A 19,422-nucleotide genomic window follows, 5' to 3' on the forward strand; every position below is an offset into this window, starting at 1 on the left:
CTTCGCGTGAACATCCCTGAGGTTCCCTACCTTACTGCTTGACACCGCAGGGAACCCTAGGGAACCTTAGGGATGTGCCCGCCGGTCGGATCGCTTGAGCGGAGGGCGCCCCGACACACCTGTGTCCGTCGCCCGGAGGGCTCCGTGAAACGGGCTCCAAGGAAGCGCCGGTTCTTTGACAACTGAATGGGGATCACGCCGCCTCTCCTCGGCCAAGTAGGCGGCCACACGGGCTCTCCGTGTGAGTACAGCGCGATTTGCTCTCTCCGCAGCGTTCGAGCTGCGGCCGGTTGCCTCCGCCGCACGTCTCGTACGTGCGGCGCTGAGGGGAGCCGGATTACCGACTTCGACGGCGTGCGGCTCCGGTGCGGGAACACCGGAGCCGCTGTTCGGGCCGTCTCACCTGCCAGGGAGACAACGACCCATGAAGACCATCGCAGCACTTCAGGACCTTGTTACGGCCGCGTCGCTCGACTTCGAGCCGCCGGCCGCCGAGCTGGACGCGATCGAGCACGAGATGCCGCTCATCCGGGCGGAGGTCGAGCTGCTCGACGCGGAGATCATGTCCCTTGACCGTCCGGTCAGTGAGCTGGACGAGCGGCGTATCCGCCGGGCCCGGAACCGGGTCATGGCCGCCCGCCGCGACCTGACCAACCACACCGCCACGGTGCAGCCGGGCGGTGCCGCATGAGTGACCGCGCCTACCCCCTCAGCCCTCAGCCCGCCGACGACGCCCGGTTCACCCGGGGCCTGTCCATCGACGTGGCCGATGTGCTCGTTCGGCACGGCTACCCCGAGCTTGCCAACGGCTTGGACTGGGTGGAGTTGCAGCTTGCTCTCTTCCGGTTCCTGTACGGAAAGGGCGCTGCGGCATGAGGGTGAAGACGGTTCTTCCCGCTGTCGCGATGACGGCGGTGTCCATGGTCCTCACGCTAGCCGTGGTCGTGATGTGGCTCGGGACAGCGATGCCGTGGCCGGTCGCCCTTGTCGTCGGTCTCGGCATCGACGGCGGGTGGCTCGCCACCCTCGCCTACGAACGCCGCCTCGCCGCCCAGGGCGACCACAGTCGGACCGTGACCGCCGTGGGGTGGGGCTTCGGCCTCATCGCCACCGGCGTTCTGGTCGCCCACGCACTGTCCGAAGAGTTGGCCGGTGCGTGGCTGGCCGTCGCCTGGCTCCCGATCGCCGCGAAAGCCCTGTGGCTGGTGCACGGGCTGTGGGAGCGGACCGCGCTCACTGCGTCCGCGCTGGGCTCGATCCGGGGTATCCAGCAGGAAGCCCGCGACGAAGCCGCCGTCGCCCGCGCCCGACTCCGTGCGGAAGCGGCCACGGAGGAAACGCGGTTGACGGCCGTGACGCAGGCCGGGGCCCGCGTCGCACGCGTCCAGGCAGACACCGCCAAGACCCTCTCCCGGGCCTGGTCGACGCTGGAGACCGCCCGTAACGGCGAGGGCACCGCAACGGCGCTGACCAGCGTGACGAGGCCCGTCACACCCGGCGTCACACCCCGGTGGGAACTCCCCGTCTGGGGCCCCACCGACCCCGTCCATCCCGCCCTGGAGCCCGCACCTGCGCTCACGGATGCGGCGCTGGACACGCTGGTGGACGACATCCGCACCAGTGAGACGCCTGCGCTGTCGTACCGGGAGATGGCCACCCGTTTCCGCGCGGCCGGTCACTCCGCCTCTGAGGTCCGTCTGCGGGCGGCCTGGAAGCGGGTGGCCTAGTGGGCGCGCTGCCGGAATACCGGTGGCGCCTGGCCCCCGACGGCTACGCCACCCGGCGCCAGCTCCGCGCGATGGGGCTGCGGCCCGGTGGTCAGGACGTCGCCGCCGTCGTCTGCCGGCCGCGTCGCCGCCGCGAACCGCTGGTCGCCTACCTCTACCGCATCGACCTCGCCCGCCCGGTACGGCCCATGACCCCGGGCCGCACCGCCGCCCTCGCGGCCGCTATGCGCGCCCGCCGCACCTGCCCCGCCTGCCGGCGGGACGCCGGGTACTGCATCCCGCGCTCGCTCGGCACCTGCGTGCCCTGCGCCGACTCCCCTTCGCTGACTTCCTGACCTGGAAGGACACCGCCGTGTTCGCCACCGTCTTCGTCCTGCTCTACCTCGGTCACTTGCTGGCCGACTACCCGCTCCAGACCGATCACCAGGCCGCGCACAAGGCCGACCGGTGCGCCGCCGGATGGGCCGCGAACCTCCGGCACGCCGGCACGCACGTCCTCACCTGCGCCGCCGCCCTGGCCCTTGGCGCCGCCGTGCTCGACGGGGTGGCGCTGTCCGTCCCGGTCGTGGTGGCGGCGCTGGTGTGGATCGGTGGAACGCATGCGTTCATCGACCGGCGGTGGCCGGTGCAGTGGTGGATGACCCACACCGGCCAGACCTCTTGGGCCACGCACGGTGGAGCCGCGCACGTCGACCAGACCGCCCACGTCCTCGCGCTCGTCCTCGCCGCGCTGGCCCTGGCCGCTGCCTGAACCGGTGCCTGCCTGTCACCCCCAGTCCCTCGCCGGGCTGGGGGTGGCGGGGAGGCCCCGGCCCCGGGGCTCCAACCCGCCTGACCAGGGAGTTGGACATGGCCCGCAAAACCGACAAGCAGTGCGCTCAGGCCGCTCTCGCCGCCGCGATCGTCGGCAAGAACCTTGGCGGCACCAAGACCGCCATGCACGTGACCCTGACCCGCGACGAGATGCGCCGCGCTCAGGCGTACCTGAAGTCCGGCAAGCCCGTCACCGGCCGCTGACCCACGGCCCGCCCTGCCCGTGGAAGGAACCGCATGGACCCCAACCTGCCCGCACCCCGGGCCCTGACCGTCATCCAGCTCCCGGACGGCACCTACACCTACGCCGACCCCGCGCACCTGCCCGCCCCGCAGGCACCGCCGCCGCAGATCGTGCAGCACATACACCACGCCCCGCCCGACCGCACCGTCCAGCGTCTCGCGCTGGGCTCCGGCATCGGCGCCGGCACGGTTGCAGCCGGGGTGTACTTCGGGCCGCTGCTGGTCGGCGTCCTGACCGCGATCGCCGCGAACCTCGCGCTGCTCGCGTTCCTGGCCGCCGTCATGGCCTGGGGCGTCGTCACCGTCGTCCGCTCCGTCGGCGGCAGTGAGGGCAAGGCCGCGTCCCAGGCTGTGTCCCGGGCCCGTCGGCGCCGCTGACGGCCCTCTGTCCGCCCGGACTCCATGCCGGGCGGGTGGAGGGCCGGACAGCCCGGCCCACACCCTGGGAGGCACCACGATGCACAGCTACACCCCCGCCGAGAAGCGCGAGCGCAACAAGCTGCTCCGCAAGGGCTTCCGCCAGGCGCTGGCCGACTGCGTCGACCCCGCCCTGGAAGCCCGGCTGGACAAGATCGACCAGAAGGCGGCCGAGCGCGGCGCCCTGGAACTGCGGGCCCTGCACAAGGTGCAGGCCGACGCCCGCCAGGCGCTCGCCAACGCCAAGGCCGCCGAGCGCACTGCCCCGCGCGCCGACCGGGCCGCCGCCCGCCAGGCCCGCCGGACCGCCGAGGACGCCGTGCGCCGCGCCGAGCGCGCCGTCCTGCGCGCCGAGGACTGAACCACCCCCAACCCCCTGTCGAGTATCAGGAGAGGTCAGGCATGTCCGAGAACGTGATCCACCTGTTCAAAACCCCCGAACCTACCAATCCGGAAGCCGCCGACGCCCCGGCCGAGAGCGCCCCGGCGCGGCCGGTGCGGGTGTGGACGCGTACGGGCCGTGCCGTGGCCGGTGCCGTACGGCACGAGCGCACGGCGACGGCAGCCCGTCTCGCGGTGCGGCACGGTTCGTACGTGTTGGGCGGGACGCGGATCGTGACCCGCCGGGCGTGGGACGGCCGGACCGGTGCCCGCTACGAGCGCCTGCTCCGGGCGGCTGAGGCGGTGGGGAACTACGAAGCCGCGGGCGAGTGGGAAGAGCGCCTGCACCGCTTCCGCAACGAGCGCCACCGCCGCCGCATGGACCTCCTCACCGCCCCCGAAAAGCTCGTCAAGGGCGCCGCCGTCGGTGCGGCCGGCGGGGTCGGGACCCTGATCCTGATCGGCGTCGCCCTCGCCGTCGCCAACAAGGAGCCCGGCGACGTGATCACCCCGCTCATGGCGTTCATCGACCTCGTTCGACTGCTCGCCGTCATCGCGTCCGTGATCTGGGGGCCGTTGGTGGCCGCCGGGCCGTGGGCCGCGCTGGCCGGGGTGTGGGCGGTCGGGCGTCACCGTGGCGCCGCACCCGCCTGGGCCCTCCCCACCGGCACGGGCGGGCAGGACGCCGGGGCCCCGATCACCCCCTCGATCGTCGTCACCGCCCTGCGCGACCTCGGGGTCGCCCCGCTCCGGGCCGCCATCAAGGAGATGGGAGACGCAGGGGCGGCCATGCTGGGACCGATCCGGATCGCCGGATGCGGCGTCGAAGTCGACGTCACACTCCCCTCCGGGGTCGCGACGAACGAGGTGCAGAACCGGCGCCGCAAGCTCGCCGAGAACCTGTCCCGCCACGAGCACGAGGTGTTCATCACGATCCCGCAGGCCGCCCGCACCGTCCGGCTGTGGATCGCCGACTCCGGCGCCCTGGACGAACCCATCGGCCCGTCCCCGCTGGTCACCGACGACACCCTGACCGCCGACTACGCCAAGGGCAAAGCACCCTGGGGCCAGGACCTGCGCGGGGACGCCGCCGCACTGAGCCTGTATCAGCGCCACCTCCTCATCACCGGCCTGTCCAACCAGGGCAAGACCGCCGCCCTCCGCGCACTCGCGCTGTGGCTCGCCCTGGACAAGTCGGTGGAGTTCCGCATCGCGGACCTCAAGGGAGCCGGGGACTGGGCCATGTTCGACGGCCTAGCCACCGTCCTGATCCAGGGCCCGACCGACGACCACGTCATCCAGGCCACCGAGATGGTGGAGAGCGGCGTCACCGAGATGGAGCGCCGTCTCCAAGCCCCGGCCGGCACCGTGTTCCCGCCGCTAATCCTGCTCGTGGACGAAGCGCAGGTGGCGTTCATGTGCCCGGTCATCGACAAGGAGAAGAAGCCGTACGGCGGGTCCAAGGCCACCTCCCGGTACTTCATGGCCGCCCGGAAGATCCACAACCAGGGACGGGCCGTCAACGTCACCCTGTGGCAGGGCACGCAGGACCCCACCGACCAGAACCTGCCCAAGCTGGTCCGCGAGGGCGCCCACACCCGGGCCTCCCTCGCGCTGGGCACGGAGTCGCAGGCCCGCATGGCCCTCGGTGACAAGGCCGTTGACGGCGGTGCCGCTCCGAACCTGCTGCGGCCCGGCTTGGACAAGGGAACGTTGGTCGTCGCGTCGGACGGGATCACGATCCCGGCCGGGCAGGCGTCCATCACGGTCCGCACGCACTTCATCGACAACGACGCCGCCGCCCAGATCACCACCCGGGCCCGCGCCCTGCGCGACGGCGTCACCACCCTCCACGTCATCGAGCAGGGCGAAAAACGAGACCCACTCGCCGACATCGCATCCGTCATCGGAGACACCGCCCGCGTCCTGACCCAGGACGTGTTGCAGCGCCTCGCGACGCTGTCCGCCGAGGTCTACGGGAAGTGGACGCACGCCGATCTCAAGCGCGTCCTGGACGGCACCGGCGCCGAGCCCTACAAGTCCGACGGGCGCATGGTCGTCGGCCGCGACCGCATCGCCCGCGCCCTCGCCAACCAGGGCGGCGAAGGTTCCGCTTCCGCGTCCTGACCCCAGGGACGCGAGCCCCGCCCGGGCAGGGAGGCAGGGAGAACTCCCTCACCCCCTCCCTGACCCGCCTCCCTGGGCTTGACCTGCACAAATGATGTTCAGGGAGGCAGGGAGGCCCCGCAGGTCAGGGGCCCGAAACCCTGCTCTGCGCGCTCCCGCCAGGGGGTGCCTCCGCCTCCCTGAGCCCGCAGCACAGCACGTTCCGCATCCGTTCCGCACACGCCGACGGCGGCCCCCACTCACGCCAATGAAACGGGCCGCCGTCGTCTGCCAGCACACAGAGAACTGGAGACACCCAGCATGACCCAACCCACCCCCATCCGGCGAGCCCCCGGCCACCGGCCCAAGCTCCTGGATCTCTTCTCCTGCGCCGGCGGCGCGGCCATGGGCTACCACCGCGCCGGGTTCGACGTCGTCGGCGTCGACATCATCGACCGCCCCAACTACCCCTTCGCCTTCCACCGCGCGGACGCGCTGGACCACCTCGCCGCCCTCATCACGTCCGGGGAGATCGCCCGGTTCGCGGCGGTGCACGCCTCGCCGCCGTGCCAGGCAGGATGCGCGCTGACCGTGGGCACCAACGCCTCGCGCGGCTGGGGTGGCACCCACGTCCAGCTCATCCCCGAACTCCGCACCCTGCTCGACACCACCGGCCTCCCGTACGTCATCGAGCAACCCAACGGCAAAGCCCCGGTCCGGGCCGACGTGCGGCTGTGCGGGGAGATGTTCGGGCTCGGAGTCCTGCGACACCGCGTCTTCGAACTCGGGCGCTGGACCGTCCCCCAGCCCGCACACCCGCGCCACCGGGGCTACGTGCGCGGCTACCGGCACGGCGTCTACCGCGACGGACCCTACGTCGCCGCCTACGGGGCCGGCGGCGGCAAGGCCACCGTCCCCGAGATGCAGGCCGCGATGGGCATCACCTGGACCACCGTCCGCGAGGAACTGACCGAGGCCATCCCCCCGGCCTACACCCAGTGGCTCGGCACCCACGCCCGCCACAGCCTCCGCGCCCAGGAGGCGGCCGCATGAACGCCCACCTGACGACCGCCCTGAACCTCGCCGCACGCGGCGTTCCCGTGCTGCCCCTGCGGGCGGGCAAGGTCCCGTTCGGGAACTGCCCCACCTGCCGCGACAACGCCTGCGGCGGCCGACCGAACATGAAGACACCCGGCCCCTGCGAGTGCCCGCGCCCCTGCCACGCATGGGCCGCCGCCACCACTGACCCCGCCACCCTGACCGGGCCCGGATGGGCACCTGCGTGGCAGCGGGCCGCCGCCGTGGCCTACCACCCGGGAGGTGTCGGCCTGACCGTGGTGGACCTGGACGACGCCGACGCCATCGCCTGGGCCCGCACCGCCCTCCCGGCTACCCGCACGGTGTCGACGACGCGGGGCGAGCACTGGATCTACCAAGGCGCCATGCCGTCCGCAAACGGCGTGCGGTCCGGCGTCGACATCAAGTCCACGATGTCCTACGCCCGGTGGCTGGGCCCCGGCACCGGCACCATGGCCGCCCTGCCCGACACCGTCCGCGCGCTGGTCATCCCGAAGCCGTCGCCCGTCCGTCCCGTCACCGTGTTCGTGCCGGCCGGTGGCGGGGAGTGCCGTCACCGCACACCCGTCTTCCTGGAGCGCGGCATCGCGATGGCTGAGCAGCGCATCACCCAGGCGGCCGACGGGGTGCACGCCACCGTCTATCGCACCTTCCTCGCTGTGCTGTCCAAGCACGGCCGGTGTGGCTGCCTGACCGACGCCCACACCGCGCGGCTGTTCATCGCCGCGCAGGCCAAGGGTGAATCCGCCCGGCACTGCGCGGATGCGTGGTCCAACGCACTGACGGCTTTGGGGATGTGAGGCATGTCCGAGGACGAGAAGACCCCTGCGCGTGAGGTCATCACCGAGTACGCGCAGTCGCACTTCCGGTACTTCCGGACCGCCGACGGCACCGTCTACGCCCAGCGCAACGGCCACCCCGTCGCCCGGCCCATCCGGTCGCAGGGAACCACCGGCAGCCACCGGCAGGAACTCATGGTCGGCATGTTCAAGGACGGGGCCGGCGTCTTCAACGGCACCGCGCTCAAGGAGGCACTCGACTTGATCGAAGCACTCGCGCTCACCGAGAACACCCAGGCCGTGCACATCCGCGTCGCCCCCGGCTTCGACGGGGCAACGTGGCTGGACCTCGGACGGGCAGACGGGAAGTCCGTGCGCATCCACCCCACCGGGTGGGAGATCACCACCCCGGACCCGCGCGAGGTGTGCTGGCGGCGCACCCAGCTCACCGGCGAACTGCCCCTGCCGGCCAAGGACACCGAGGGCAAGGGCATCGACCTCCTGCTCAGGTTGTGCAACTTCGCCACCGCCGAGACCGAGTGCCTGGCCATCGCCTGGCTCATCGGCTGCCTGGGCCCGTCCGTACCGGTCCCGGCACCCTTCCTCACCGGGCCGCAGGGTGCGGGGAAGTCGACCGGCGGGCGGATGCTCGTACGGATCGTGGAAGGGATGAGCGGGGACCTGCGCAGGGCACCGAAGGACGAGGAGAACCTGATCGCCGCCGTGGCGGCTGGGTGGGTGACCGCGCTGGACAACCTCTCCCACATGACGCCGGACCTGTCCGACGCGATGTGCTGCATCGTCACCGGAGCGGAGTCCGTGAAGCGAGCCCTGTTCACCGACGGGGACGTGCACCGGGCCCGCTACCGCCGCCCCCTGCTCCTGACCGGCATCGACGTCGGCGTCATCCGCCCCGACCTCGCCGAACGCCTCCTGCCCCTACGCCTCGAACGCCCCACCGTCCGGCGCACCGAAGCCGAACTCTGGGGCGAGTTCGAAGAGGCCCTGCCCGTCATCCTCGGCTCGCTCCTGGACCTGACGGTCAAGGTGCGAGCGGCTGAGGCGGAGACGCCGACAGATCTGCGGATGGCGGACTTCGCGCACCTGTGCGCACAACTCGACACCGCAACCGGCCTCGGGGCGCTCGCCGCGTACCGGGCGAGCCTGGACGACCTGAACGACGACGTGATCGAGGGCGACCTCCTCGCGCAGACCGTCCTCAAGCACGCCGAGGACATCGCCCCCGGCAGTGAGCAGCGGATGACGTCCACCGAGTGGCTGCACCACCTCAGCCGCCTCTGCAGCGGCGACGAACTCCGTCCCCTGCCCAAAGGGTGGCCGACCACCGGCAAGGTGCTCTCCGACCGGCTCAAGCGCCTTCAGCCCACCCTCGCCGCCCGGGGCGTCCTCATCGACTCCGGCCGCACCCGAGAGGGCCGCTACCTCGAAATGGCACGGCCGGCCGCCGAACCGCCCGAGTACGAGCAGCCGGAAATGCACTGACCCGCACCGCCGCTCGCTGGACAAGCAAGAAGAGCACGCCCGCGCGGGTGCTCTTCTTGCTGTTCGGCGGAACGCCGCCCAAAGGCCGCGCCGCGAAGCGGCCCCTCACTTCACGCTCGGAGAGCCACCGCCACTACTACAGACGCCCCTTCCCTTTTTCCTAAGTAGGGAAGCTCTGCGTCACAGCGTCACGCGGACGGCAAAAAAACCCCCTGGCCTGCGGTTAAGGGCGTGACGCAGACGGCAAAGCTCTGCGTCATCCTGCGTCACCTGCGTCACGCCGTGACGCACCCCGTGACGCACCGATGACGAACACTCACACCCCCGCGTCACACAAAACCGCAGGTCAGCAGCCCGCGTGACGCTGGTGACGCTGTGACGCAGAAATCCGCACCTAGGACAGGCACAGCCGCCCTCCCCCAAGGAGTCGCACCGTGGCCCCGAAACGTGCCCCCGAGACCGACCCACAGACCACCCTGCGCGCCGGCCTCCCCGACCGCTACCTCACCCCCGACGACCTGAAGCACATGTTCGGCCTGCCGAGCGTCGAAACGGTCTACGCCTGGCGCAAGACCGGCGTAGGACCGCCCGCCATCCGCATCGGCAAGTACCTGCGCTACGACCCCGCCGCAGTCCGGGCCTGGGTCGAGAGCAACACCGAAGCCGTCGCCTGACACCCACCGACCAGCAGGGGCACGACCACCCGGTCGTGCCCCTGCCCCATGCCCACAGGAGCACCCATTGGCCGGCCACATCCAAGACCGCTGGTACAAGACCGAGACCAACGCCGAGGGCAAGCCCGTACGAGTCAAGAGCGACCGCTACGGCATCGGGCTCCGCTACCGGGCCCGGTACATCGGCCCGGACGGCACCGAGCAGTCCAAGAGCTTCGCGGACCGTCAGAAGACGCTCGCCGAAAAGTGGCTGACGCGTATCAAGGCCGACATGGACGCCGGCCACTTCATCGACCCCAAGGCCGGTCAGGTCACCTTCCGGCAGTACGCCACGAAGTGGCTCAAGGGCCTGACCACGGACTTGGGTAGTCAAGAAGCCGTTGACCGCCGGATTCGGCTTCACGCGGTCCCGTACATGGGTACGCGGCCCATGGGATCGTTCAAGCCCGAGCATGTACGCGCCTGGTTGAGCGCCCTGAAGTCCGCCGTCCCCAACGCCACGTACCGCCGCGCCATCTACGACTCGGTGTCGTCGCTGTTCAATGCCGCCGTTGACGACGGGGTGATCAGGTCCAACCCGTGCCACGCCCAATCGGTCAAGGCGCCGGACCCCGATCCGCGCCTGATCAAGCCGTGGTCCGAAGCCCGCGTGCTCGCGGTTCGCGCTGGGCTTCCCGATCGGTATCGGGCAACGGTGGATGCGGGAGGCGGTTGCGGCCTGCGTCAGGGCGAGGTCTTCGGCTTGGACGCGGCCGACATCGGCTTCGAGACGGGTTGGCTGCATGTTCGGCAACAGGTCAAGCGGGTGCGAGGGGTCCTGGTCTTCGCTCCGCCTAAGCGCGGCAAGCTCCGCGATACGCCGCTCAGCCCGGTGACCGCCGACGCCCTTCGGCTCCACATGCAGCGCTTCCCACCAGTGCAGGTGAAGCTCCCCTGGAAGACGCCGGACGGGCCCCTTGTCGCGCGGGATCTCGTCTTCACCAGCGGCGTAGGCCACGCCATCTGGCGGAGCTACTTCGATGACTACGTGTGGAAGCCCGCCCTCGCGTCCGCCGGCGTCATCCCGCCCAAGGAACGCGGCGAGCGCTACGCCGCCGCACCGGACGACGGCATGCACGCTCTCCGACACTTCTACGCGTCGGTGCTCTTGGATGGCGGCGAGAGCATCAAGGCGCTGAGCGTCTACTTGGGGCACTCGGACCCCGGCTTTACGCTTCGGATCTACACGCACCTGCTGCCGAGCAGCGAGGAACGCACGAGGGCGGCGGTGTCGAAGGTGTTCCGGCGGATCAACCCTGAAGCGCTCTCCGAAGCGGCCTGACGGCCCGCAGACGGCCCACGGCCCCTGAACGGCCCCTGACTGGTGGTTCCGCCGCTGGTCAGGGGCCTTTCGGAGCGCTTGACTCGCCAAAAACACCCCATCTTGCCTGACGGCCGCCTCTTGACGGAAACCGGTCCGGTGCGCGATACGCGCGGTCCCGGGTCGCGGTACGTGCGGGCCGGAGGGGGTCGTGCGGCGGAGGGCACGCGAAGGCCCCGGCGGGCCGAAGCCTGCCGGGGCCTTGATCAGTGCGTGTGACGGTGTGCTACCGCTGGTCACTCACTGACGGTACGGCCCTTGCGGCGCAGGAGCACGACCGCGCCGCCGCCGACGACGACCAGGGCGATGGCGATGCCCGCGATCATCGGGGTGGCGCTGGAGCTTCCGGTCTCGGCGAGGTTGGTGTCGTCGCCGCCCGTGGTGCTGCCGCCGGCCGTGGCGGTGGTCGGGGTGGGCTCGTCACCGGTCTGGGTCTCCGTGCCACCGGTGCCGCCGGTACCGCTGCTGGTGGTCTTGCAGTCCAGGACGCCCTTGAAGGTCTTGGAGAAGCCGCCCGGGCCGGTGACCGTGATGTCGTACGCCTGGTCCTCGGCGACCGGCACGGTGACGGTCACGGTCTTGCCGGCCTCGACGGTGTGCTCCTTGCCGTCGAGCTCGAAGGTGAACGCCTCGTCGCCCTTGTTGCCGACGGTGATGTCGACGCCGCCCTTGTCGCAGTTCTTCTCGGCGGTGGCGGTCGGGATCGGGCCCTGCTTGGCCCAGGTGGCGGTGGCGTTCGCGGAGACCGTCGACTCGCTGGAGCCGGCCAGGATCATGGTCTGGCTCTTGGTCACGCCGGCGAAGGCGCGGCCGACCGGGACGGAGGTGGCGGCCTGGACGGTCAGCGAGGCGGTGCCCTCCTCGGAGCCGGTGGGCACGTCGAAGTAGAGCTGGTCGCCGTCGGACGCCGTGGTGACGGGCTTGCCCGCCTTGTCGGTGACCTTCACACCGCTGGCGAGGTCCGCCGGCGGGGTCACCGTGGCCTGGCCGGCGTTGGTGTGGACGGTGACCGGGCCGACGCGCTCACCGGAGCGGCCGGAGACCGCGACCGGGTCGAGCGCCAGGGACGCCTTGGGCTCGGCGGTGACGGTGGCGGACTTCTCCAGCCAGTCCGCGAGCTTCTCCGCCTGCTCGTCCTGGGCGGTCACGTCGACGTGGTCGGAGAACCGCCAGATCGCGACCTGCGTACCGGCCGCCGCGGTCTCGTCGGTGAGCGTCCCGGTGCCGGCCGCCTTGGCGAGCTGCGAGAGGTCGTTCACCTGCGGGTAGGAGTGCTGAAGAATCCAGAGGATCTTGCCGGCGTCGTTGTTGGCGCCGAGCGAGGTCTGGCTCCAGGGGGTCTCCAGGTACTTCGCCCGGTCCTGGGTCGGATTGTGGATGTCGATGCAGTACGTCTTGAGCGTGCCGCCGCCGTCGACGTTCATCTCGAACAGACCCGCGGACACCTTGCGCTGCTTGCCGTCGTCGTTCAGGAGCGCGGTGCCGTAGGTCTTCAGCCCGTCCAGTACGGCGGTGGCCCCGCCCTGGTGCGCGGGCACCTCGTCGGCCGTCGCGGTGCCGGCGCCGACGAGGGCTCCGGCCACGACCAGGCCGGACGCCATCGCGGAAGCGGTCAGCCGGGCTATGCGCCCGCGCCGTGCGGTCGGGACCGTCGCCTTGGATGACGAAGCGGTCGCTGAAGAAGCAGAAAACACTTATTTCCCCTCCGGGCGAGACCCTCGCGCCCGGTACGCGTGTGGGGATTGTCCCGCCTGCTACTCAAGTGCCTTGTGAGTACGGGGAGATCCTATGGAGCGAGCCAAGAACAGTCCCCCGTCATACCATCCGACAACCATTCCGAATCGCAATCGTTATCCCGGGCAACTCGCGCCCTCTTGCCGACACCGGCCCCGGTACGCGTCGTCATCACGCGGTCACCAGGTCGGAGTCGGGCTTCCGGGGGGCGGCTCCGCCCTTCTGACGCCCCGTCCGCCGGCGCGGGGCCGGCCGCTCCGGCAACGCCGGGTCCTCCGGCGGCTCCGCCACCACCGCCGGTGCGCCCTCGGCCACCGCCTCCTCGTCCCGCCGCTCCGGTGCCTCCCGCACCGCCCACGGATCGGGCCCCGCCGCGACCGGCGCCGGACCGTACCGCGACGTCAGCCCCGGCTCGCCCCGGACCACCCGGCGGAACGCGGCCGTGCCCCGGGTCAGATCGTGGCCCACCGCCACCGCCTCGATGTCCACGAAGGTCCGGCGCTGCCCCTCCAACTCCTCCTCGCGCACCTTCAGCCTGCCGTGCACCACCAGCGGCTCCCCCACCGCGACCGAGCCCGTCAGATTCGCGGCCAGCGTGCGCCACGCCCACACGGTGTAGAAGCTGGTGTGCCCGTCGGCCCAGACCTCCTTCGCCCGGTCCCACCGCCGGGGCGTCACCGCGAACCTGAACCGGGCCATCCCGCCGCTCGCCGTCTCCCGGAACTCCACCGCCGTCGCCGCGTTGCCCACCAGCGTCACCAGGGTCTCGTTCATGACTCCGCCTCCCCTTCGCCCGGATCTCGTGGCCGCGCCGTGCGCGCGGCCACCGGTTCCATGCTGGAGGGGAGGCGGAATTCCTGCCGGGGGCTGTGGACTAACGGGCCGTTGTGGAAAACTCCGTCACCGCCACGTAGCGTTCCCGCACTTCGCGGTAGCGCATCAGCTCGGCCGCGACCGGGTCGAGCACCCGGGCCCGCCCGCAGGCCGCCGCCGCCTCGCGCAGCCGCCGTTCGGCCTCCTGCCCGTACCGCCGGGCGGGCCCGCGGGCCGCCGCCGCGCACGACCACTCGACGAGCGGGCCACCCACGATGCCCGCGAGCATCACCAGGGCGGGCGTCAGCAGCCCCGGCTCCACCACCCCGATGATCTGGCCGGCCAGCCACAGGCCGCCGAAGATCTGCAACAGCGTCATCGCGACCTGCGCCAGCACCGCCGCCGGCCACCACGCGGGACGCGGCGGCCTCCCGGCCGCACGCCCGCCCCGGCCCTCACCCGCGCTCCCGCTCGACGCACCGCCCGCGGCCTCCGAAGCCGACGCGCACACCGCGGCGCCGCCCGCACCCCGCACCGCCCCCTCTCCACCCGCGCCCCCGCCCGCCACGCGCTCCGCCAGTTCGTCCAGCGCGTCCGGCAGCCCCTTCGCGCCGTGCACCGCGGCCTCCCGCACCGCCTGCGCCCAGGGCCCGGGCAGTCCGGCCGCGGCGTCGTCCGCGACCGTGCGCACGGCCTGCTCGACGCGCTGGCGCGCGGTGAGCCGTTCCTCGGGCGGGGCGGCGAGCGGGACGCGGTCCCGGCTGCCCGGCTGCCGGGTGGCCTCGTACCAGCGCCAGAGCCGCAGCCACGGCGTGCCGCAGGCCCGTCCGGCGTTGCGGCGCCACTCGCGTTCGGCCGCCTGGCCCGCCGCCGCCGCGCCCACGGCCTCGGCGAGCCGGTCCGTGAACTCCTCCCGGGCCCGCTCCCCCAGACCGGGCCGCCCCTCGGCGACGTACACCGGGCGGAGCCTGGCCGCGGCGGCGTCCACGTCGGCGGACAGGCGCCGCGTCGCCGCCGTACGGTCCTGGACGAACCGGCCCAGCAGTTCGCGCAGTTCGCCGACGCCCTCGCCGGTGAGGGCGGACAGGGGCAGGACGGTCGCCCCGGGCTCGCCGTGCTCGCCGAGCGCCATGCCGTCCTCGTCCAGCAGCCGGCGCAGGTCGTCCAGGACCTGGTCGGCGGCCTCGCCCGGCAGCCGGTCGATCTGGTTGAGCACGACGAAGGTGACCTCGGCGTGGCCGGCGAGGGGCCGCAGGTAGCGCTCGTGCAGCGCGGCGTCCGCGTACTTCTCCGGGTCCACCACCCAGATCACCGCGTCGACGAGCGCGAGCACCCGGTCCACCTGGTCGCGGTGGCCCTTCGCCGCCGAGTCGTGGTCGGGCAGGTCGACCAGGACCAGGCCCTGGAGCGCCTCGTCGGCCGCCGCGCCGCCCGGCTGCGGCCTGCGCCGGAGCCTGCCGGGCACGGCGAGGCGGTCCAGCAGTCCGGCGGCCCCGTCGGTCCAGGAGCAGGCGAGCGGGGAGGAGGTGGTGGGGCGGCGCAGGCCGGTCTCGGAGAGCTGGGCGCCGGCGAGCGCGTTGAAGAGGGCCGACTTCCCGCTGCCGCTCGCCCCGGCGATGGCGACGACGGTGTGCCGGGAGGAGAGTCGCTGCCGGGCCGCCGCCTCGTCCAGCACCCGGCCGGCCTCGGCGAGCGCGGCCCGGTCCAGGCGGGCCCGGGAGAGGCCGACGAGCTCGCGCAGGGCGTCCAGACGGGGCCGGAGCGGGCTGCCGGAGTCCACGTACGCCTCGACCTGCGGCCGTCCGTCGTCCTCTTCCTCGGGGGCCTCGTCCGGGGTCTGCTCCGCCTCCTTGCGGGCGGCCCGCGCACGCCGGGCGATCAGCCCGTCGTCCCAGCCGGGGCCGGGGCGCGACGCGTCGGACAGCTGCTCCCCGGCCCCGCCCTGCCCCGGATTCTCGTCAGTGACGGCAGTCATCGCTGCCACCTCTCCTTCTGCAGTAGGGACAGCGCGGCGATCAGTTCGGCCTGCGGTTCGGGGGCCACGTCGAGTGCGTCCAGGGGGGCGAGCCGCCGGTCGCGTTCGCCGTTCAGCACGTGGTCGAGGCAGTTGGCGAGCAGCGCGCCGCCCTTGTCGCGCAGCCGCAGCGCGCCCTGCGCGCCGATGCGTTCGGCGAGCTGTTCGCCGGCGGTGCGGGCGCGGCGTCCGCCGAGCAGGGCGGCTGCCAGCAGGGTGGCGACGGTCTCGGGGTCCGGGGCGGCGTTGCGCTCCATCAGGCGCAGTTCCTCCTCGGCCAGTTCCTCCAGAATCCGCCGCCATCTGCGGACGGTCATGTCGATCCGGCCCCGGATGTCCTCGGCCGGTCCCCAGCCGCCCTCCTCGCGGCCCGCCGCCTCGAAGGCGATGGCCGCCGCCGCGGGCTCCTTGCGCCAGACGGCGCGGATCTGCTCGTCGGCGGCGGCGACACCGCACTCCAGGAGCGCGGCCAGGCTCTCGACGAGCGCGTCGAGCACTTCCTCGGAGGTGCTGTACGTGGGGTAGCCGCGCCACCGGGTCCGGGCGTCGCCGGCGAGCGCGCCGCCGTTCTTCAGCCTGCGCCGGAGCCGGGCGCCCTCCTTCCCGTACGCCTCCTCGACCACACCCGTGAGCCGTACGGCGGCGGCGTACTGCGCGGCGACGGCGCCGGCGAGCGCGGGCATGCGGACGTCCAGGGAGTCGATGACCCCGGCGGCGGTCCGGCCGACGGCCTGCTGGCGGGCGGCCGGGTCCTGGGCGCGGTGCGCGAGCCAGGCGCGCAGCGGGGCGACCGCGGTGGTGGGCAGGAGTCCGCTTCCGCCGCCCGCCGACTCGGGCAGTTCGGGGATGGTGAACCGGGGCACCTCGCCGAGTCCGGCCTTGGTGAGCAGGGCCCCGTACTGGCGGGAGACCTCGGCGATCACCTGGTGCGGGACGCGGTCGAGGACGGTGACGAGGGAGGCGTTGTACTCCTTGGCGGTGCGGAGCAGGTGCCAGGGCACGGCGTCGGCGTACCGGGAGGCCGTCGTGACCATGACCCAGATGTCGGCGGCGCAGATGAGTTCGGCGGCCAGGACCCGGTTGCGGACGACGAGGGAGTCGATGTCGGGGGCGTCCAGCAGGGCGAGCCCGCGCGGCAGCCCGGCGGCGGTCTCGACGCGGAGCGCGGTGCCCTCCTCGGCCGCGTGGCCGTCGGGTCCTTCGAGGTCGTCGCACTGGCCGGGCTCGGCGTACTCCTCGGGCGGCAGCCAGACCCGGGTGAGCTGCGGCAGCACCCGTACGCCCGCGAACCAGTGCTGGTCGTCCGGGTGGCAGACGAGAACGGGCGTGCGGGTGGTGGGCCGCAGCACCCCGGCCTCGCTGACCCGGCGCCCCACCAGGGAATTGACGAGCGTCGACTTGCCGGCGCCGGTCGATCCGCCGATGACGGCGAGCAGGGGCGCCTCGGGGTCCTTGAGCCGGGGCAGCAGGTAGTCGTCCAGCTGGGCGAGCAGCTCGGTCCGGGTCTGCCTGGCGCGCGGGGCCCCTGGGAGCGGGAGTGGGAGACGCACGGCGGCGACACGGTCGCGCAGGGCGGAGAGTGCGTCGATGAGCTGAGGCCGTACGTCCAAGGTCACCACATGCGAAGAATGCCCAATTTTGGCGCCTTTTTGAAGCGTATAGCCACCTCTGCGCGCCGGTTCCTCCGTCCGGACAGAGGGGATGAGTGGGGCGCAGGCATAACGAGTGCACAACACCCGTGGCGTGGAGCGTCAAAAGCGGTGCGTGATCCGCACCTACCTGCGATTATCGTCTCGCTTCACCGAACCTCCACATCGTGCCACGCAGGTGAAGCAACGAGGTCGAGCCGATCGGAGCCCTATCCTTGTCCCGGCAAGGTCACGGACCGCCCGGGCCCCGGGGCTCCTGACCACCGCAGCCACCACCCGGCCCCCGTAGCTCAGTGGATAGAGCAGGCGCCTTCTAAGCGCTTGGCCGCAGGTTCGAGTCCTGCCGGGGGCGCCTCTGCCCAGCCGCCCGCGCCGGACCTCCCCCCGAGGGAGGTCCCTTTTTTTTGCGGGGCCCAGCACGTTAGCGCGGTCCGTGTAGTGACGGCGTAAACACCGCCGGGGTGCCGGGGAAGCGGACCGCTCCCCCGGCACCTCCTGTCAGTCCATCTCGCCCTCTCCCGTGTCCTCCACGGGGTCCCCGCCGCCCTTCAGCCGGTCCGCGCGGGTGATCGCGTCGGCCAGCTTCGTCACCGAGGCGTCCTCGGTGGTCGTGGCCAGCTTCTCGGCCCGGTCGGCGAGTTCGCCGAGGCCCGGGGCGCCGGGCAGGCCGGTGCCGCGCAGGTTCTCCGCGAAGTAGGCGGCCACCGCCGTCACCTGGAGGCGGGTGCTCCGGCCGCCCCAGAGCTTGCCGGTGATCGCCCCGGTCGCCACCGAGCCGGTCTTCTCGTGCGGCTTGCGGGTCTTCGGGTCGAGCCAGCGCACGGTGGCGGTGGCGACGTGGCCGGAGGCGCCGTCGCGCAGGTGGACGGCGTACAGGGCGGTGACGGTGTGGCCGGGGCCGACCTCGCCGCCGTCCACGGTGTCGTCGCGGAAGTCGTCGTCGGCGACCTTGCGGTCCTCGTAGCCGATCAGCTTGAACTTCTCGACGGTCTTCGGGTCGAAGGCGACCTGCGCCTTGGCGTCCCGGGCGGTCAGTTCGAGGTGGGCGGGGAGCTGGTCCACGAAGACCTTGCGGGCCTGCTCCTCGTCGGCGATGTACGTGGTGTGGCCGTCCCCCTTGTTCGTCAGCTCCTCCATGAACGCGTCGCCGTAGTCGCTGCCGACGCCGACGCCGAACAGGGTGATGCCGTACTCGCGGCGGGCCGAGTCGATCCGTTCGAGGATGTCGTCGGCCTGCGTGTCGCCGGTGTTGGCCAGCGCGTCGGAGAGCAGGACGACACGGTTGTTGACGCCCTTGCGGCGGCCTTCCACCGCCTCCTCGTAACCGCGCTCGATGCCCGCCCCGACATTGGTGGAGGCGCCGGGTTCCAGCGAGTCGACGGCGTCGCGGATGCTGCTGCGGTGGCCGCCCAGCCGGGTCATGGGCAGGACGGTCTCCGCCTCGTCGCTGAAGGTCACCAGGCTGATCGAGTCGTCGTCGCGCAGCTCGTCCGTGAGGATGCCGAGCGAGGTCTTGACCAGGCCGAGGCGGTCGGGCGAATTCATCGAGCCGGAGACATCGACCACGAAGGTGAGGGCGGCCGGGGGCCGTTCACCGGTGGTGGGGGCGGCCTTGGTGGCCAGGCCGACCCGGACCAGCGACCAGCCGTCCTGCTCGCCGGCGGCCCTGGCCCCGTCGACGGAGACCGAGAAGCCGTTGCCCTCGGGGCGGTGGTAGCCCTGGCGGAAGCTGTTGACGAACTCCTCCGGCCGCACGGACTCCGGGCCGGGCAGCCGGCCGTCGGCGAGGGTGCGGCGGGCGTAGCCGTACGAGGCGGTGTCGACGTCGAGCGCGAAGGTGGAGAGGTAGTCGGGCCGGGCGGTCTCCTTGAGCCGGTCCGCCGTGTCGCCGTCCTTCGCCCCCTCCTTCTCCGCGCCCTTCGCCCCGCCCGTGTACGCCGGTGCGGGCGCCCCCGCGCGCCGCTCGTCGGACGTCGCCTTACCGTCCCCGCCGTCCGTCCCCGAGCAGCCGGTGAGCAGCATGCCCGCCGCGAGCAACAAGCCCGCCGCGCCCCGGTACTTCCGTGTGCGGTGTTCCATCCCGTACCCCCTGTGTCGTCACGTCAGCACTTGTGAATGTGACGCGCGAGGGG

The 19,422-nt window shown here is 72.3% G+C and carries 19 protein-coding genes and 1 tRNA gene; 15 read left to right on the top strand and 5 right to left on the bottom strand.

All coding sequences use genetic code 11. The annotated features are described in order from the left end of the window. Nucleotides 1-424: 424 nt before the first annotated feature. From ACFUJY_RS15115 to ACFUJY_RS15180, 14 genes are all read left to right on the top strand, one after another. On the top strand, nt 425-691 hold the full coding sequence (locus ACFUJY_RS15115; RefSeq protein ID WP_383298792.1) for a DUF6284 family protein: 267 nt from the start codon (nt 425-427) through the stop codon (nt 689-691). Next, nucleotides 688-876: a hypothetical protein gene (locus tag ACFUJY_RS15120; RefSeq protein ID WP_383298794.1), complete on the top strand. Its 189-nt coding sequence runs from the start codon at nt 688-690 to the stop codon at nt 874-876. Before ACFUJY_RS15115 ends, ACFUJY_RS15120 begins: the two co-directional genes overlap by 4 nt. Beyond that, complete coding sequence (locus ACFUJY_RS15125; RefSeq protein WP_383298796.1) at nt 873-1,727, top strand: protein spdB; 855 nt, start codon at nt 873-875, stop codon at nt 1,725-1,727. The genes ACFUJY_RS15120 and ACFUJY_RS15125 overlap by 4 nt, the downstream gene beginning before the upstream one ends. Then, nucleotides 1,727-2,062: an RRQRL motif-containing zinc-binding protein gene (locus ACFUJY_RS15130; RefSeq protein WP_383298798.1), complete on the top strand. Its 336-nt coding sequence runs from the start codon at nt 1,727-1,729 to the stop codon at nt 2,060-2,062. Before ACFUJY_RS15125 ends, ACFUJY_RS15130 begins: the two co-directional genes overlap by 1 nt. Nucleotides 2,063-2,079: 17 nt before the next feature. Further along, the gene (locus ACFUJY_RS15135) at nt 2,080-2,478 is read left to right on the top strand and encodes a DUF3307 domain-containing protein (protein ID WP_383298799.1); all 399 of its coding nucleotides are present in this window, start codon (nt 2,080-2,082) and stop codon (nt 2,476-2,478) included. Nucleotides 2,479-2,576: 98 nt separating this feature from the next. Continuing rightward, nucleotides 2,577-2,744 (top strand): hypothetical protein, encoded by a 168-nt coding sequence (locus tag ACFUJY_RS15140; protein WP_164638060.1) that lies wholly within the window; start codon nt 2,577-2,579, stop codon nt 2,742-2,744. Between the two features lie 33 nt (nt 2,745-2,777). Then, the gene (locus tag ACFUJY_RS15145; protein WP_383298802.1) at nt 2,778-3,161 is read left to right on the top strand and encodes a DUF6251 family protein; all 384 of its coding nucleotides are present in this window, start codon (nt 2,778-2,780) and stop codon (nt 3,159-3,161) included. A gap of 79 nt (nt 3,162-3,240) precedes the next feature. After that, complete coding sequence (locus ACFUJY_RS15150) at nt 3,241-3,561, top strand: hypothetical protein (protein ID WP_383298804.1); 321 nt, start codon at nt 3,241-3,243, stop codon at nt 3,559-3,561. A 41-nt stretch (nt 3,562-3,602) separates the two neighbouring features. Beyond that, nucleotides 3,603-5,708: an ATP-binding protein gene (locus ACFUJY_RS15155; RefSeq protein WP_383298806.1), complete on the top strand. Its 2,106-nt coding sequence runs from the start codon at nt 3,603-3,605 to the stop codon at nt 5,706-5,708. Nucleotides 5,709-6,008: 300 nt separating this feature from the next. Then, the gene (locus ACFUJY_RS15160; protein ID WP_383298809.1) at nt 6,009-6,740 is read left to right on the top strand and encodes a DNA methylase; all 732 of its coding nucleotides are present in this window, start codon (nt 6,009-6,011) and stop codon (nt 6,738-6,740) included. Beyond that, entirely contained in the window at nt 6,737-7,564 is an 828-nt protein-coding gene (locus ACFUJY_RS15165; protein WP_383298812.1) for a bifunctional DNA primase/polymerase, read from the top strand. Before ACFUJY_RS15160 ends, ACFUJY_RS15165 begins: the two co-directional genes overlap by 4 nt. A 3-nt stretch (nt 7,565-7,567) precedes the next feature. Further along, the gene (locus ACFUJY_RS15170; protein ID WP_383298815.1) at nt 7,568-9,046 is read left to right on the top strand and encodes an ATP-binding protein; all 1,479 of its coding nucleotides are present in this window, start codon (nt 7,568-7,570) and stop codon (nt 9,044-9,046) included. A 434-nt stretch (nt 9,047-9,480) separates the two neighbouring features. Beyond that, complete coding sequence (locus ACFUJY_RS15175) at nt 9,481-9,720, top strand: helix-turn-helix transcriptional regulator (RefSeq protein WP_383298817.1); 240 nt, start codon at nt 9,481-9,483, stop codon at nt 9,718-9,720. Between the two features lie 67 nt (nt 9,721-9,787). Next, a complete protein-coding gene (locus ACFUJY_RS15180) occupies nt 9,788-11,041 on the top strand; it encodes a tyrosine-type recombinase/integrase (protein ID WP_383298820.1) in 1,254 nt (417 codons plus the stop codon). A 275-nt stretch (nt 11,042-11,316) separates the two neighbouring features. On the opposite strand, the gene ACFUJY_RS15185 is transcribed toward ACFUJY_RS15180, so the two are convergent. From ACFUJY_RS15185 to ACFUJY_RS15200, 4 genes are all read right to left on the bottom strand, one after another. Continuing rightward, nucleotides 11,317-12,774, bottom strand: coding sequence for an LAETG motif-containing sortase-dependent surface protein (locus ACFUJY_RS15185; RefSeq protein WP_383298823.1), 1,458 nt, complete (start codon nt 12,772-12,774; stop codon nt 11,317-11,319). Between the two features lie 211 nt (nt 12,775-12,985). Beyond that, the gene (locus tag ACFUJY_RS15190; RefSeq protein WP_383298826.1) at nt 12,986-13,588 is read right to left on the bottom strand and encodes a single-stranded DNA-binding protein; all 603 of its coding nucleotides are present in this window, start codon (nt 13,586-13,588) and stop codon (nt 12,986-12,988) included. A 100-nt stretch (nt 13,589-13,688) separates the two neighbouring features. Further along, nucleotides 13,689-15,602, bottom strand: coding sequence for a GTPase (locus ACFUJY_RS15195; protein WP_383298829.1), 1,914 nt, complete (start codon nt 15,600-15,602; stop codon nt 13,689-13,691). After that, nucleotides 15,599-17,251: a dynamin family protein gene (locus ACFUJY_RS15200; RefSeq protein ID WP_383299396.1), complete on the bottom strand. Its 1,653-nt coding sequence runs from the start codon at nt 17,249-17,251 to the stop codon at nt 15,599-15,601. Before ACFUJY_RS15200 ends, ACFUJY_RS15195 begins: the two co-directional genes overlap by 4 nt. A 318-nt stretch (nt 17,252-17,569) precedes the next feature. Between ACFUJY_RS15200 and ACFUJY_RS15205 the strand changes: the two genes are divergently transcribed. After that, nucleotides 17,570-17,642 (top strand) — tRNA-Arg (locus tag ACFUJY_RS15205). A gap of 146 nt (nt 17,643-17,788) precedes the next feature. Here ACFUJY_RS15205 and ACFUJY_RS15210 read toward each other — a convergent pair. Further along, entirely contained in the window at nt 17,789-19,369 is a 1,581-nt protein-coding gene (locus ACFUJY_RS15210) for a von Willebrand factor type A domain-containing protein (RefSeq protein WP_383298832.1), read from the bottom strand. Between the last annotated feature and the right edge of the window lie 53 nt (nt 19,370-19,422).

This window comes from Streptomyces sp. NPDC057249, from assembly GCF_042669245.1.
In the GTDB taxonomy this organism is placed as follows: Bacteria; Actinomycetota; Actinomycetes; order Streptomycetales; family Streptomycetaceae; genus Streptomyces.

What these genes read in the sequence shown, in the direction of transcription:
- ACFUJY_RS15115 (WP_383298792.1), top strand. Translation starts at nt 425, where the DNA reads ATGAAGACCATCGCAGCACTTCAGGACCTTGTTACGGCCGCGTCGCTC.
- ACFUJY_RS15120 (WP_383298794.1), top strand. Translation starts at nt 688, where the DNA reads ATGAGTGACCGCGCCTACCCCCTCAGCCCTCAGCCCGCCGACGACGCC.
- ACFUJY_RS15125 (WP_383298796.1), top strand. Translation starts at nt 873, where the DNA reads ATGAGGGTGAAGACGGTTCTTCCCGCTGTCGCGATGACGGCGGTGTCC.
- ACFUJY_RS15140 (WP_164638060.1), top strand. Translation starts at nt 2,577, where the DNA reads ATGGCCCGCAAAACCGACAAGCAGTGCGCTCAGGCCGCTCTCGCCGCC.
- ACFUJY_RS15145 (WP_383298802.1), top strand. Translation starts at nt 2,778, where the DNA reads ATGGACCCCAACCTGCCCGCACCCCGGGCCCTGACCGTCATCCAGCTC.
- ACFUJY_RS15150 (WP_383298804.1), top strand. Translation starts at nt 3,241, where the DNA reads ATGCACAGCTACACCCCCGCCGAGAAGCGCGAGCGCAACAAGCTGCTC.
- ACFUJY_RS15155 (WP_383298806.1), top strand. Translation starts at nt 3,603, where the DNA reads ATGTCCGAGAACGTGATCCACCTGTTCAAAACCCCCGAACCTACCAAT.
- ACFUJY_RS15160 (WP_383298809.1), top strand. Translation starts at nt 6,009, where the DNA reads ATGACCCAACCCACCCCCATCCGGCGAGCCCCCGGCCACCGGCCCAAG.
- ACFUJY_RS15165 (WP_383298812.1), top strand. Translation starts at nt 6,737, where the DNA reads ATGAACGCCCACCTGACGACCGCCCTGAACCTCGCCGCACGCGGCGTT.
- ACFUJY_RS15170 (WP_383298815.1), top strand. Translation starts at nt 7,568, where the DNA reads ATGTCCGAGGACGAGAAGACCCCTGCGCGTGAGGTCATCACCGAGTAC.
- ACFUJY_RS15190 (WP_383298826.1), bottom strand. Translation starts at nt 13,588, where the DNA reads ATGAACGAGACCCTGGTGACGCTGGTGGGCAACGCGGCGACGGCGGTG.
- ACFUJY_RS15195 (WP_383298829.1), bottom strand. Translation starts at nt 15,602, where the DNA reads ATGACTGCCGTCACTGACGAGAATCCGGGGCAGGGCGGGGCCGGGGAG.
- ACFUJY_RS15210 (WP_383298832.1), bottom strand. Translation starts at nt 19,369, where the DNA reads ATGGAACACCGCACACGGAAGTACCGGGGCGCGGCGGGCTTGTTGCTC.